This window comes from Desulfotomaculum sp. OF05-3 (assembly GCF_003435535.1).
Lineage (GTDB): Bacteria > Bacillota > Clostridia > Lachnospirales > Lachnospiraceae > Pilosibacter > Pilosibacter fragilis.
In genome coordinates this window covers 47,493-62,023 of the sequence record NZ_QWGO01000002.1, presented here as the reverse complement: position 1 = coordinate 62,023, position 14,531 = coordinate 47,493, and the positions used below count along the sequence as shown (strand labels likewise).

The 14,531-nt window shown below is 51.4% G+C and carries 12 protein-coding genes; 2 read left to right on the top strand and 10 right to left on the bottom strand.

Annotated features, from left to right (window positions below; genetic code table 11):
• Positions 1-196 precede the first annotated feature (196 nt).
• Positions 197-1,273, top strand: coding sequence for a DNA repair exonuclease (locus tag DXA87_RS01855; protein ID WP_117503098.1), 1,077 nt, complete (start codon positions 197-199; stop codon positions 1,271-1,273).
• Positions 1,270-3,105 (top strand): AAA family ATPase, encoded by a 1,836-nt coding sequence (locus tag DXA87_RS01850; RefSeq protein ID WP_117469017.1) that lies wholly within the window; start codon positions 1,270-1,272, stop codon positions 3,103-3,105. Before DXA87_RS01855 ends, DXA87_RS01850 begins: the two co-directional genes overlap by 4 nt.
• A gap of 321 nt (positions 3,106-3,426) precedes the next feature.
• Here DXA87_RS01850 and DXA87_RS01845 read toward each other — a convergent pair whose 3' ends face one another.
• The 10 genes from DXA87_RS01845 to DXA87_RS01800 all read right to left on the bottom strand — a co-directional run bounded on the left by DXA87_RS01845 (position 3,427) and on the right by DXA87_RS01800 (position 14,315).
• Positions 3,427-4,965 (bottom strand): nitrite/sulfite reductase, encoded by a 1,539-nt coding sequence (locus tag DXA87_RS01845; RefSeq protein ID WP_117503097.1) that lies wholly within the window; start codon positions 4,963-4,965, stop codon positions 3,427-3,429.
• Between the two features lie 137 nt (positions 4,966-5,102).
• A complete protein-coding gene (trmL, locus tag DXA87_RS01840; RefSeq protein WP_117469015.1) occupies positions 5,103-5,597 on the bottom strand; it encodes a tRNA (uridine(34)/cytosine(34)/5-carboxymethylaminomethyluridine(34)-2'-O)-methyltransferase TrmL in 495 nt (164 codons plus the stop codon).
• 192 nt (positions 5,598-5,789) lie between these two features.
• Positions 5,790-6,962 carry an aminotransferase class I/II-fold pyridoxal phosphate-dependent enzyme gene (locus tag DXA87_RS01835; RefSeq protein WP_117469014.1) on the bottom strand — a complete coding sequence of 391 codons (1,173 nt, stop codon included), beginning with the start codon at positions 6,960-6,962 and terminating at the stop codon, positions 5,790-5,792.
• The gene (locus DXA87_RS01830; protein WP_015553011.1) at positions 6,959-7,441 is read right to left on the bottom strand and encodes an Lrp/AsnC family transcriptional regulator; all 483 of its coding nucleotides are present in this window, start codon (positions 7,439-7,441) and stop codon (positions 6,959-6,961) included. Before DXA87_RS01830 ends, DXA87_RS01835 begins: the two co-directional genes overlap by 4 nt.
• A gap of 24 nt (positions 7,442-7,465) precedes the next feature.
• Positions 7,466-8,056: an AIR synthase-related protein gene (locus tag DXA87_RS01825; RefSeq protein ID WP_117483522.1), complete on the bottom strand. Its 591-nt coding sequence runs from the start codon at positions 8,054-8,056 to the stop codon at positions 7,466-7,468.
• A 25-nt stretch (positions 8,057-8,081) separates the two neighbouring features.
• A complete protein-coding gene (locus DXA87_RS01820; RefSeq protein WP_117503096.1) occupies positions 8,082-9,608 on the bottom strand; it encodes a VanW family protein in 1,527 nt (508 codons plus the stop codon).
• Between the two features lie 350 nt (positions 9,609-9,958).
• Positions 9,959-10,702, bottom strand: coding sequence for a 3'-5' exonuclease (locus DXA87_RS01815; RefSeq protein ID WP_015553007.1), 744 nt, complete (start codon positions 10,700-10,702; stop codon positions 9,959-9,961).
• 54 nt (positions 10,703-10,756) lie between these two features.
• A complete protein-coding gene (locus tag DXA87_RS01810; RefSeq protein WP_117503095.1) occupies positions 10,757-12,610 on the bottom strand; it encodes a B12-binding domain-containing radical SAM protein in 1,854 nt (617 codons plus the stop codon).
• 11 nt (positions 12,611-12,621) lie between these two features.
• On the bottom strand, positions 12,622-13,110 hold the full coding sequence (locus DXA87_RS01805; protein WP_117469010.1) for a dCMP deaminase family protein: 489 nt from the start codon (positions 13,108-13,110) through the stop codon (positions 12,622-12,624).
• 134 nt (positions 13,111-13,244) lie between these two features.
• The gene (locus tag DXA87_RS01800) at positions 13,245-14,315 is read right to left on the bottom strand and encodes an L-threonylcarbamoyladenylate synthase (protein ID WP_117503094.1); all 1,071 of its coding nucleotides are present in this window, start codon (positions 14,313-14,315) and stop codon (positions 13,245-13,247) included.
• Positions 14,316-14,531: the final 216 nt, after the last annotated feature.

Sequence of the window (14,531 nt, the reverse complement as noted above, 5' to 3'; positions counted from 1 at the left end):
GTCCTTTCGATGCAAGGCAGCCGCAAGGGAGCGCACAGAGATCTGTTGCGCTCCTTTTCACATTTACGCGACAGCAATCCTCTGGTGACCGAACTGCCGCGGTAACCTGAGAAACACGTTTTTGCGGACTTTCACAGTCCACTACCTTGATACTGGAGCGCAGTGTATCTGCAATCCATACACCATGGAGGAATGTATGAAATTTATTCACACCGCCGATATCCACTGGGGCATGATCCCGGACAGCGATAAGCCCTGGGGCAAAAAGCGGGAACAGGCGATCCGTCTGACGTTCCAGCGGATCATCGAAGATGCCAGGGACTCCCGCGCGGACCTTCTTCTGATCTCCGGTGACTTATTCCACCGCCAGCCCTTAGCGCGGGATCTGAAAGAGGTCAACTACCTGTTCTCCACGATTCCGGGAACCCGCGTTGTCATCATCGCCGGGAACCATGACCGGATCCGGAAGAGTTCCGCCCTCTTGAGCTTCACCTGGGCGCCGAACGTCACATTTCTGATGGACGAGAACCTCTCTTCCGTCTATTTCGAGGAACTGAACACGGAGGTCTACGGCTTCAGCTACCACACGGCCGAGATCACCGAGGCGAAAGCCGACAATATTTCCCTGCCGGCCTCGAGACGCACCAGAATTCTCATGCTCCACGGCGGTGACGCGAAACATGTCCCATTTGATCGGAATGCGCTGGCAGCATCCCCGTTCTCCTACATCGCCCTGGGACATATCCACAAACCGGAGATTCTTCTGGAAAACCGCATGGCCTACGCCGGTTCCCCGGAACCGCTTGACATGACGGAGACCGGACCTCACGGATATTTTATCGGCGAGATCGACACCACCAGCGGACATGTGACCTCCCTGCAGTTTAAGGAAGTCTGCCAGGCCCAGTATATCCCGCTCGTGGTCAATGTGACGCCCCAGACGACAAACACCGAGCTTTCCCAGATCATCGCCGACGAGATCCGCAAGCGCGGTGCCAACAATATCTACCGCTTCCGGATCCGCGGTATGCGAGACCCGGATATCAGCTTTGACCTGGATTTTCTCTCCGGTCAGTGGAATATTATCGAGATCCTGGACGAGTCGGAGCCACAGTATGATTTCCACGCACTGTTCGCGGAACATCCAAGCGACATGATCGGCTTTTATATCCAGGCACTCATGAAGGATGATATGAGTCCGGTGGAGAAGAAAGCCCTGTACTATGGAATTCATGCCCTGCTTATGACAAAAGATGAAAGGAGCCAGCCATGAGATTACTCGAATTACATATCGACGGTTTCGGAAAATTTCATGACCGGACCATCTCCTTCAACGACGGGATCAACATTATCTACGGAAAGAACGAAGCCGGAAAATCCACGCTTCACACCTTCATCCGCGGCATGCTCTTCGGCATCGAGCGCGGGCGCGGACGGGCGGCAAAGAATGATCTGTATACAAAGTACGAGCCCTGGGAGAACAGCGGAACCTACGAGGGATGGCTGAGACTGGAAAAGGACGGAACCATCTACCGCATCGAGCGCCGGTTCCGGAAGGAAAATAAGTCTTTAAAGATCATCAATGAGACGAAAGGACTGGAGGAAGAGGCGACACCTGCATTTGTCTCCAGCCTGCTTGACGGTCTCACCGAGACCATGTACAACAACACCATCAGTATTGGTCAGTTAAAGAGTGCCACCGAAGACGGGATGGTGACGGAATTAAAGAATTATATTGCCAACATGAACACCACCGGCAATATTTCCTTAAATATCACAAAAGCGACTGCGTTTTTGAGAAACCAGAAACGTTCCCTCGAGGCGGGTCTGATCCCAGAGGCGAGCCGGGAGTTTACCTCTCTTCTCGCGGAGATCCGGAATGTGGAGGCGGAGATCGCCGGTCCGGAGTACGAGAACCAGCTCGCCGCCTACCAGAATATGCGGACCCAGGTCAAGGGCCTGATCGACAACACCCAGACACAGAAAAAGGATCTGGACGAGAAACTGGCAAATGGGAAAAAGGTGCTGTCTGACAACGGCTTTACAGACCGGGCATCCGTGGATGCCATGTCTTCCGACGCGGAGAGGCTTTACAGCGAATATAATACTCTGAATGGGGAGTGTAACAAGAAGTCCAGGAAGGTTCTTTCCGGTCTCACAGCGGTTCTCGGAGTCGCAGGACTGGGGGCTGCAGCGACACTTGGATATTTCAACCTCACCGCCTATCTTCCGGTCTGTGGCGCGGCAGCCACGGCGGCTGTGATCTTCTTTATCATCTCCCTGTTCATCCTCCAGAAAGATAAAGAATACCACAGATTGTTCGACAATACTTCCTCTGAACTTGGCGCGCTTCTCGCGAGACATCTCGGAGATTCCGCAGTGTCTGAGGATGCCATGAACGCGTTCCGGGCGAGAATGGGCGAATTCTCAAAGCTCTGCGATATGGTTACCCAGTCTGAGGCAGAGATCAGGAAGTTCTTAGAAGATTTAAGCAATCTCCAGACGAAACAGGCCGGCTGCAGCGAGATGATCGAGAAACAGCAGCGGACCCAGTGGGAGCTTGAGAAGAAATTAGAGCATTTGAGCAACTGTAAAAATAAGGCGAAGGCATTGAAGCGGACACTGGCGGAAAACGACAGGATCCACGATGAGATCGTCGCCATCGATCTTGCCCAGGAGACTATGGCAGATCTCTCCTCCTCGATCCGTGATTCCTTCGGACTCTACCTGAATAAAGAAGCGTCCCAGTACATTACCGGAATCACCGGCGGGATCTATGACAGCATGAGCATCGACGAGAATCTGAATGTCTTCTTAAACACGAAGACAAAGCTGGTTCCCCTCGAGAACGTCAGCAGCGGAACCATGGACCAGGTCTATCTCGCCCTGCGTCTCGCCGCCGCAAAGCTTCTCCAGGGATCCGGCTCCGGCTTCCCGCTGATCTTCGATGACAGCTTTACACAGTATGATGATGAGCGCCTGAAGACGGCACTGGAATGGCTCGCCTCCGCCTATGGCGGCCAGATCATTATTTTCACATGCCATCGCCGGGAAGCACAGATGCTGCGGGCCAGACAGGTGGAGTTTCAGTTGATTGAGATGTAAAAAAACGGCCGACAGTTTTTTCGCTGTCGACCGTTTTTATGTTGTTATTCAAATATGAAGTACTTTCGTAACTGTTCAGTAGGTCTGCGCACTTGCTGCGCTGACCGTAAGAAAACATAGGCTGGAAAGCAAAAATCCCATCAGCGAAGCTGATCTGGAATGGATTTTTGCACGTAACTATGAAGGTACTGAATAGTTACGTACTTTCTTAAAAAGCCCTCTTTTACTTATATGAATTCGGGCTCTGAACGAAAGCTTTCGCTGCCTCTGCTGCTTACTTTCATTCTCGGATTTTCCCACTTTTCCACGTATGATTTCCTCTTAAGCGTACTTTTCCACAATCGCCTTAAATTCATCCTCATGCCCCACGATCCATGTCTCCCAGTTCATGTTCCGGCTGGCAACGGCTTTTCCAAGGTCCACGAAGAATTTCGGCAGATCGCGCTCTAAGATCACAGCTCCGGCCTCGCCGAACTTTGCGGCACCCAGCTTATCGCTTCCGCCTACAAACATCTTAAACGCGGACTCCGGCTTTCCGTCAACAGACTTTGCCGCTCCCTGGAAACCGATGGCTGCCGCCTGGTGTCCGGAACAGCTGGACGGGCATCCGGAAATACAGATCCTCGGAAGCGCTCCGTCCGGGATCCCGGCCTCACGGACTGCCTCCACAGCCGCTCTGAGCGCCGCCTGACTGTCTCTTACACCCTGCTGGCAGATTGCAGCACCGATACAGGCTACACTGTTCTCAAAAGTGCTCTGAGCGCCGTCGTTTGTCGCTTCAAGGACTTTCTTCGCCTCGTCAGCAGTGAGGTTGATGATGTAGATCGTCTCATACGGAGCGATCCGGCACTCTGCGTCCGGGATCTCTCTTACAAGAGTAAGAAGCTCCGCAGGTTTTCCTGCCGGAAGACATCCACCAATCGGGTGGTATGCCACCGCATAGAGTCCCGGCTGTTTCTGTGCGACTACACGCTTTCCGGAAATCTCGCCGCTGCCTTTCTTTGTTACCGGCTTTGCTTCCACATGAAGGTCAAGACCGCCTTTTTCTTTTACCTTTGCCACATTCTCAAGGAACGCTGCCTTTAAACCGTCAACGCCCATAGTCTCCTGCATAAAGCGGGTGCGGGCTTTCGCGCGGTTCTCATAATTTCCATGCTGGCAGAATGTCTCGATCATGGCACGGATGTAGGAAAGGATCTCCGTCGTCTGGACATGTTCATCCACAAGGATTCCCATCTTATAGCCGCCGCCGAGTCCGCCCGCGATGCGAAGTGTAAAGGTTCCATCCGGGTTTGCCATAAATCCCATATCGCGGAAGGCGCTGTGTACGGAATCATCCGCACCGTTGCTGAAGGCTACTTTTAACTTTCTCGGCATGTGGATCTCGCCAGCAATAGAGAGCAGGTACTCTGCCGCTGCCTCCGCATACGGTTTTACATCGAATGCCTCACCTTTCTGCACGCCGGAGAGAGGACTCATCATGATATTTCTCGGATTGTCTCCACCGCCGCCTCTGCTGTAAATCTCACTCGCGATGGCTTTCTCCATGAGGACCGGAACCTGCTCTGCTTTCAGGTTGTGGAGCTGCACGGTCTCACATGTAGTGAGCTTCATAAGCTCCACACCGTAATCTTTCACTGCCTCGGTAAGAAACTCCAGACGTTTTTCCGTCAGGTTCCCGCCTGCCATTCTGAGACGCAGCATGTGCTTTGACGGATCATGCTGTGCATAGCTTCCGAATCCACCGGAGATTCCCTTGTATGCCTTACGGTCGATCTCTCCCTTATCGAACTTCTCGATCGTTCCAACAAATTCATGGATCTGTTCACGGAACTGTTCTTCCCATTTTTCGTTCATCATAGTTGTTTTCTCGCTTTCCCCTTTTTATAAAACGCTTATCTCTTCCACAGTTGTCTCAAAAACATGCCGGAAATCCACGGCGGAACAGCTTCGTATCTTGTATACAATAAGCGCTCTATCATTTTTTAATTTTTCAATTATTCTTTCCAGTGTAAATGATGCAGATGTCCTTCCATCGTCATCTTCTCAAATCCGTTCTGCCGTAACGCCTCATAGAGCACGATCGCAACTGAATTCGAGAGATTCAGTGACCGGATATCGCCCCACATCGGGATCCGGATGCAGTTTTCACGGTTTTCAATCAGGATCTCCTCCGGAATCCCACGGCTCTCCGGCCCGAACATGATGTAGACATCCGGGTCATAAGGAACGTCCGTGTATACATGCTCGCCCTTCGTGGTCGCCATATAGATCTTCGCCCCCGGATTTCTCTTTAAAAAATCCTGATAATCGCTGTACACTGTTACGTCCAGCTTATCCCAGTAATCCAGCCCTGCCCGGACTAAATGCTTCTCGCTGAGCTTAAATCCCAGCGGCTCGATCAGGTGCAGCTTCGTGTTCGTCGCCACACAGGTGCGCCCGATATTTCCTGTATTGGCCGGCATTTCCGGCTCGTATAATACGATATTCATTGTTGATCTTCTCCTGTCATGTCTGCCGCTTTCCGCTTTCCACGATCACTCAGAACTAATGTCAGCAATCCGGATTTTCTCACGAAATATAAGGTGCAGACATATAAAACCCCGGCCCGACCACCTTCATGATCAAGCCGGGGAACTGTATTTTACATGACCGTCCGCTCAGCGCACAATCACAGCATCCATTTATTTCGCATCATTCAGATGTCTCTTCACGAACCGCTCCATTCTCTCGAGGGCACGTTTCAGATCATTTAAGGAGTATGCATAGGAAATTCTTAAATATCCCTCGCCGCAGTCACCGAATGCGGTACCCGGAACAACGGCAACCTTCTCCTCCTCCAGCAGCTTTAACGCAAACTCATCAGAGGTCATTCCGAACTTCTTGATGCTCGGGAACACATAGAATGCGCCCTGCGGTTCATAACAGTCAAAGCCCATATCACGGAGTGCCTTCACGAGATAACGTCTTCTCTGGTCGTATGCGCTCCGCATCTCAGCTACATCTTTGTCTCCGTTTTTTAATGCCTCGACCGCAGCATACTGGCTTGTCGTCGGTGCACACATGATCGCAAACTGGTGGATCTTTAACATCTGCTTCAGGATCAGCTCCGGCGCACACGCATATCCAAGACGCCATCCGGTCATCGCGTAGGATTTTGAAAAGCCGTTGATCAGAACGGTGCGCTCCTTCATTCCCGGGAATGCGGCGATCGTACAGTGCTGTCCCTTATAAGTAAGCTCTGAATAGATCTCGTCGGAGATAACAAACAGGTCTTTTTCGATACAGATCTTCGCGATCTCCGCCAGATCCTCCGGCTCCATGATGGATCCGGTTGGGTTATTGGGGAACGGAAGGATCAGAACCTTCGTTTTCGGTGTGATCTTCTCGAGTAGTTTTTCCTTTGTAAGACGGAATTTATCTTTTTCTTCGAGCTGGATCGTAACCGGCACACCGTCAGCCAGAACCGTACACGGAGTGTAGGAAACATAGCTCGGCTGAGGGATCAGAACCTCATCCCCCGGATTTAACATGGCACGGAGAGCAATATCGATGGCTTCACTGCCGCCGACCGTGACCATAACTTCCTTATTATAATCATACTCTACATCAAAACGTCTCTTTAAATAATTACAGATCTCGATCTTTAATTCCTTTAAACCTGCATTTGAGGTATAAAAAGTCCGTCCCTTTTCCAGAGAGTAGATTCCCTCGTCCCGGATGTGCCACGGAGTATCAAAATCCGGCTCACCGACACCAAGGGAGATCGCGTCCTTCATCTCGCTCACAATGTCGAAAAATTTACGGATTCCGGATGGCTGGATCGATACGATTTTATCTGATAATGGGTTTCTCACGGTGTAATCATCATCCTTTCATCTTCTGCCTTACCGCACATAACTGTTCCATGATCTTTATACTTCTTGAGGACAAAGTGTGTCGCTGTGCTGAGGACCGAATCCATCGGTGACAGCTTCTCCGATACGAACTGCGCGACCTCTCTCATCGTTTTGCCCTCAATGATCACGGTAAAATCAAAGGCGCCGGACATCAGATATACAGAAGTCACCTCACTGTACTGGTAGATGCGCTCCGCGATCTTATCAAAGCCCATTCCTCTCTGCGGGGTTACCTTCACCTCGATCAGAGCGATCACTTTCTCATCACCTGTGTTATCCCAGTTGATCATCGTGTGATAACCGCAGATAATGTTCTCCTTTTCCATCTCCGCGATCTCATTCGCGACGGCTGCTTCACTCTCACCCAGAAGGGCGGCCAGATCCTTTAAATCAATTCGGCTGTTCTTTTCAATGATCGCCAAAATTTTTTCACGCATAATTGTTCCTCCTCATTGCATCTATCATTCTTTTCCAGAAGCTGCATCCGTAAGCTTCCGGATCTCATCTGGTGCCGGTCGTTCCAGAAATCCGGTCGTTCCGATCCCGACCATTTTTCTGGCGATCCCTTTTTCGACTTTACCGATCACTGCAGACGGGATTCCGGCTTCACTCAGGAGCTTCACGGCATCCCCGCCGTTTTCCACTGCCATCAGGAGACATTCCCCCGATGAAAGTCTGTACGGATTCAGGTCAAAGAGTTCACAGATCTCAATCGTCTCCTGAGCCACCGGGATCTTCCTCAGTTCAAAGGAAATCCCCTGCTCGTAAGCTCCCGATATGGCCCAAAGGGCGGCCAGTATGCCGCCCTCCGAAATCTCTTCCCATTCTCCTGCACCGCAGGCGTTCAGCATCTCCGGAGTCAGCTCTGATTTTTTATCTGCCTGCTCCCGGATCCGTTTGACAAACCACTCCGGGAATCGGGCTGATATCTCTTTTTCTTTTGCCGACAGAGCCGCCTTCACACCGTTTTTTCCGACAGTTCCTGCAACTACCAGATCCTGTCCCGGCTTAAAGATCCCAGCTCCGTTGGGTTCGCGCTCAATTTTTCTCATGATTCCGGTCTCTTTTCTATGCGGCCTAAGCCGCGTTCTCTCCCGCCTGGGCACTCATTCCCGGGCCGTAGTTCTCGCCCGGCTGCGGTCCGGCTGTCTCCGGGGCCGCGGTTTCAGGCGCCTGTGTCTCCGGCGCTGCTGTCTCTGCCGGGGCCGCAGCTTCCGTTTCCGCAGGTGCTGCCGGGGCCACAGGTGTTGTCTCTGCCGGAGCCGCGACTCCTGTACCTACGCGGTAAACAGTCTTTGACGCGTTGTATGTGTCAGAATTCAATAAAGTGCGTTCCTGTAACTGTCCATCTACATAGACGCACTTATATAATTTCGATTTTAATCCCGTATGTCCGGATTCCACCTTCACGCGCTGGCCTGCCGGGAGACTCGGGTCCTGGATCTCCTGGGTAGGGGACGGTGTCGTGGAAAGCGTCTCAGACTCAAATGCCAGAGTCCTGTTCGACGGTCTCGTCTCTTTTCCGTAGATCGTAAAGGTCAGGGTCTTTCCCTTGGTATAGCCCTCGACGTAGATCGGAGTATCATATGGGTTCTTTACCTTAAGGTCTTTATAAGTTCCGGCGATCGCCGCGTCCATGGACGGCTTTACATAGCTGACGGACATGGAGTGGTTCTGTCTCTGGACGATCTCAAGCTCCGCATATAAGGACGCGTTGTAGAGTGTCGTTGAGATCTGGCAGACACCGCCTCCAATGCTGTCAACGGACTTGCCATTTTCGTAAGCAGTTGCCGTCTTGTATCCATTTTCCAGTGTAAACGGATGCATGCACTCATATCCGGAGAGCACTTCGCCCGGCATCAGCACATGTCCGTTGATCTTTCCTGCACCCACCGCAAGGTTTGTGGAACGGGACGCACCGCTTGTCGCAAAGCTGGTGGAGAATGTTCCGAGAACATCCTTGATCGTCGCGAGATCTTCCTCTGTCACCTTCGGCTTTTTAACGGTCACAGACGCCTCCACCCGGATCGCATCCGTATTTTCGCTGTTTAACGCCTCGTTGAGAGCCGCTTTTGTCGCATCCATATCGACAGCCAGACCTTCTTTTGAAGGAGTGATCTCAAATTTTCCGTCTTTTCTTGTGATCGTCGCGTCAACGGCACCCGCCACCGCGGAACCGCATTTCTCGGATACAAAGGAAGATACCTTATCCTGGTCCACGGAGAGATCCAGCTCGATCTTCACCGGATTTACCTCCAGGTCTTTCTTTTTCATATACCGCTTTACAAGGTTTCCCTTGAGCTCCGTCCCCTGAATGGCCTCAGCTACCTCATCCTGGTTATCCCAGGCGACGCCAAGGGTCTGCGCGTCGGACTTCGCCTCCGCGCCGTTTACCACAAGCGTGATATCCTGATTTAATTTTTCATTTACATAACTCTCAATCTGCTTTTCGGCTTCCTCTTCCGTAAGTCCGGAAAGACTGACGGCTCCAACAGAGACCCCGTCCGGGATCCGTTCATCTGCCAGTGTGAAAACCGGGGCAAGCCAAACAAGTCCGGCGCTTAAAATCGCCGTCATGCCTGCGATCCACACATTTTTCTTCATTCTTTTCTCCTCACTGATATCTTCCTGATGCCTGATAGATTTTGGGGCTTCAGCCCGTCACGATTAAAAAATAGAAAGAAGGGAGCCGAGGACCATCGGCACTACCATTGCGAGTACAACTAATACGATTACGATGGTAGAGAAAATCTTTCTTGTCTTTTTATTATTCATGTTAAACACAACATTCACCTCTTCTTGCTTTCCATTCCGGTTACAGCCCATGCCCTGAGCAAACTGCATCAGATTTTACTGATGTTCCGCATTCCAGATCAAAAAGTCCTGGCTGCCATATGCTGTAACTCATTCCGAACTATATTCACTAATATTCATTTTCTCAGGGTTCCGGAAAACTATCCCTGTTTTTTCGCATTTTCCGGGATTCTTCCATACTGGAAAATAATCTTGTCGATCATCCGGGATATCTCATTTCCGGACATGTGATCGATCTCGACAGTTATGTCTATTCTATGATATTTTAGTAAATCCTGCAAGTGTTCTTTTTGCCTTTTCGACGCCGTCCGTTCCTTTTTTGCCTTATATTGGAGCATTTTGGCAGTGAAGAGTTCCGGACGTTCTTTGCCAAACCTTTTTTTCAGTTCCTGGTATAGATTGTGGGCGGCATAGGCATCGGAAAGTGCCCGGTGTGCCGTATCCTGGGTAACCTCAAAGTACGCGCAGGCGGCACTCAGATTCTTCTTTTCCTCCCCCGGCATCAGATACCGGCAGAGTTTCAGTGTATCGACCCCGTATTTCTCGAATTTCCGTTTCTGGTTCACTGCGGCCTGTACGAGGAAGCCGTAGTCAAAAATGATCTGGTGGCCGAGAAGCGGGAGGTCTTCGGTGAAGGCCAGGACCTCATCCAGGATCTCCTCGATTCCCGGTGCATCCTTCACCATATCATCAGTGATCCCCGTCAGCTCCACGATCCGCTTCGGGATCTCCCGGTGCGGATTTACCATAGTGTGGTAAGTGTCCGTCGTCTCACCGTCGATCACCTTCACCATGCCGATCTCCGTGATCTTTTCGTGACGGGCACCGATGCCCGTCGTCTCAAGATCCAGGGCGACATAAGAATTTATCATTTCATCTGCCATGTCTGTTCTCCATCTTTACTTTCACTGCATCATCACATATCTGCACAATTTTCTTCATATCCGTGCTCGTTTTGCTGGCACCATCCGGCTTCCCTTCCGGTCATACCGGAAGCGGACTGCTCTGGCGTTTCCTGACAACGGATCCCGATTTTTATAATCAAACAATACAAACGTTCCATCTTCCATATGTTCCAGATGAGCCATTTTCGCCATCTGCTTCGAATCAAATCCCGCATAGTCCGTAAGCCACTGAGGACTCTCTTCCTCCGCCATGAAGAATTCCCGCACTTCTTTCTTGTATGGGGACTGGTCACTGGCAAAGGACGGGCGGCTCTTGATATTTTCGCGGACATAGAGGTCGTACATCAGGCTGTCGCGGAAGTCAGCTAGTGTCAGTTTTACTGCTGTTTCTGCAGCTATCACGCCGGTTTTCTGCTCCATTCCTGCCGGTTCTTCTGCCGCAGGCGTGCTCTGTTCCACTTTAACCTCTTTTTCCTCTAAAAATCTATAAAGGATCTCATACCTTGCCAGCCTGCTGTGACTGATCCCTGTCAGTCCGTTCTTCTCATAATATTCCGCCAGACTCGTAAAAATTTCCGACGGCCGCGCAAATTTCTTTTCCAGCAGTTTCATGGTTGCCGGGAACTGTCCGCTGTTGTAGTAGACCTCCACCATGTCCTCCACGCCCTTCAGCCGGATCACATCGCTGTAGGGCAGCCACTTCGTGGAAAGGACTTCGTATGGCGGAATTCCCCGGTATTTCAGATCATATGCCGCGACCTGCTCTTCCATGTAAGAGCCCTTCAATACTTTTAAGAATCCCATCTGAAGCTGGTCCGGACGCATCCGGTAGACATCGTCGAAGGAGCGCATGAAAGACTCATAATTCTCATAGGGAAGTCCCGCGATCAGATCCAGGTGCTGATGGGTGTTCCGGTAATCGTAGACCCGGTCCACCGCCTGTTTTAGTTTCACAAGGTCCATGTGTCTGTGGATTTCCTTGATCGTATCCGGGTTTGTGGACTGGACACCGATCTCAAGCTGAATCAGCCCCGGGCGCATCTTTCCGATAAGTTCCAGTTCCTCCTCATCGAAGATATCCGCGGAGACCTCGAAATGGAAGTTTGTGATCCCATTGTCATGTTCCACGAGATAACGCCAGATTCCTAACGTGTGATCCCGCTTACAGTTGAAGGTTCTGTCCACAAACTTGACCTGTGGAACCTTGTGGTCCAGGAAAAACTGCAGTTCCGGGAGTACCAGGTCCAGACTCCGGAAACGCACGGTTTTATCAATGGAAGACAGGCAGTAGCTGCAGGAGAACGGGCAGCCGCGGCTGCTCTCGTAGTAGACGATCCTGTTCTCGAATCCAGCCATATCGTCATAGTAGAACGGGATCTCATCCAGGCTCAGAAGGCGCTGGGGACCACGTTCCACGACCTCGCCGCTCTCAGCGCGGTAGGTAATTCCCGGAATGTGATCTAAGTCTAAGCTTGCTGCACACAGTTCTTCCCTTTTCAGATACGCCCGCACAAGCTCCGTAAACGTCAGCTCGCCTTCCCCGCGCATCACGCCGCAGACATCCGGCTCCCTGGTCAGCACTTTTTTCGCGTCATAGGACACTTCCGGTCCGCCGAGCCAGATCTCCACCTCCGGCAATACTTTCTTCACGTCACGGACGATCTCCATGATGTAGGAAATATTCCATATATAACAGGAAAAGCCGATAAAATCCGGCTTTCTCCTGTAGATATCCTGTAAAATTAAGTCCATCTGGTGATTGATGGTGTATTCTCCGATCTCGATATCCGCCCACGGGATCTTCGTCCTAGCAAAGGCGCGCAGACTGTAGACACCCGGATTCGAGTGGATATATTTGGCGTTGATCGCCGCCAGCAAAAATTTCATTCGTTCCTCCGTTATACCCGGTACTCGATCTTACGGCCTGTCGGGTTGTACTGGTAATAGCGCACACCCGCCGCATTCAGCATTCTCTTGGATGCCCGTGTGGACGCGTCGTTCGCGTACTTATCGCTCTCGTAGACGATGGTCTGGATGCCCGCCTGGATGATCGCCTTCGCGCACTCGTTGCACGGGAACAGTGTTACATAGAGCTTGCTGCCTTCCAGACTGCCGCCGCGGTAGTTTAAGATCGCGTTCAACTCACTGTGTGTCACATAGAAATATTTTCTATTATACGGATCCTCGTCTATCTTATCCCACGGGAACTCGTCGTCGGAACAGCCCTTCGGGAATCCGTTATAGCCCATGGACAGGATCTTGTTGTCCTCGCTCACGATGCACGCGCCGACCTGTGTGTTCGGATCCTTGGAGCGCATGGCAGAAAGCTTTGCAACTCCCATGAAATACTCGTCCCAGGTAATGTATCCGTTTCTCTTTTCTGACATAGATCGTCCTCCATTTCATATATGTAACTGCCCAACGCTCTCACAGTTACGGGTAAAATCCATTTCTCATTTTAATTGATTGTACTTTTGCCTTTACTGCAGCCACCGCAGCAAGCGCAGGCCTTCCAGCAATTTTATATGTTCACAATATGATATCCGGCTGCCTTGCACAGGCGGTTCATGATCGCCTGGCCGAGCTGGTCTTTGGAAAAGCTCTCGGAGAAAATGCAGTCAACCTTTCTGGCATCGAAATCACGCAGAACTGCAAACAAGTTGTGGGCCACCGTCTCCTCGTGTTCCCGGCTTCCGATCACCTCGAGGTTTCCGCCCTGGTACATGTCCTGACTCTCCTCGGTGCAGATGATGCCGACTTTCTTTCCCTCTGCTTCCGCTTTCTTTGTCTGCTCATTGATGTAGGCAACGACCTTGTCCATGTCGCCTTCCACCAGTGTCATGTCCGCCTTCGGGGCATAATGGCGGTACTTCATTCCCGGCGCCTTCGGCTTGATATCGCCGCCGACCGGTCCTAAGATCACTGGATCGATATCCACCTGGCCCAACGTCTCACGCAGCATCTCAATGGTGATCGCGCCCGGGCGGAGAAGTGTCGGGATCTCGCCGGATACATCCACGATAGTGGATTCCACGCCGATTCCCACAGCGCCGCCGTCGATGATCATCTCGATCTTTCCGTCCATGTCCTCGATGACATGTTCCGCCTTTGTCGGGCTCGGTCTTCCGGAAGTGTTGGCACTCGGTGCCGCGATCGGAACACCAGCGAGATGGATCAGGCAATTTGCTACCGGATCCACCGGCATGCGGACCGCAACGGTATCAAGACCGCCGGTGGTTCCGTAAGGTACGATGTCCTTTTTCGGGAAGATCATGGTCAGCGGACCCGGCCAGTACTTTTCAGCCAGTTTCCGGCCCGCCTCCGGGATCTCCTTCACGATCGCCGGAAGTTCTTCCATACAGGAAATATGGGCGATCAGCGGGTTGTCGGACGGACGTCCTTTTGCCGCGTAGATCTTCTTTGCCGCTTCCTCATTCAACGCGTTGGCACCAAGGCCGTAAACGGTCTCCGTCGGGAACGCCACGAGACCGCCGTTTTTCAAGATCTCAGCCGCCTCTAAAAGCCCTGGATTCTTTTCCAGCGTCTCTCTTGTCTTCTCTTCCTCTTTGATACGAACTACTTTTGTATTCATGTTCTGCACTCTCGATTCTATTACTCAAATGTCCAGAAAACCTGTGTTTCTTCTATACGGTTTCCCATTTTTACGCTCATGCGGCGGTATCGCTGTGGCCTGCCGCGTAATGATAAAGGTGCTGCATAAAACCGCAGCACCTTACTTTGTTCAATTGCGTATTCAGTTTAGCACATGAAAGTTATGGTTGCAACAGATTTCCGGCGGATTTACAGG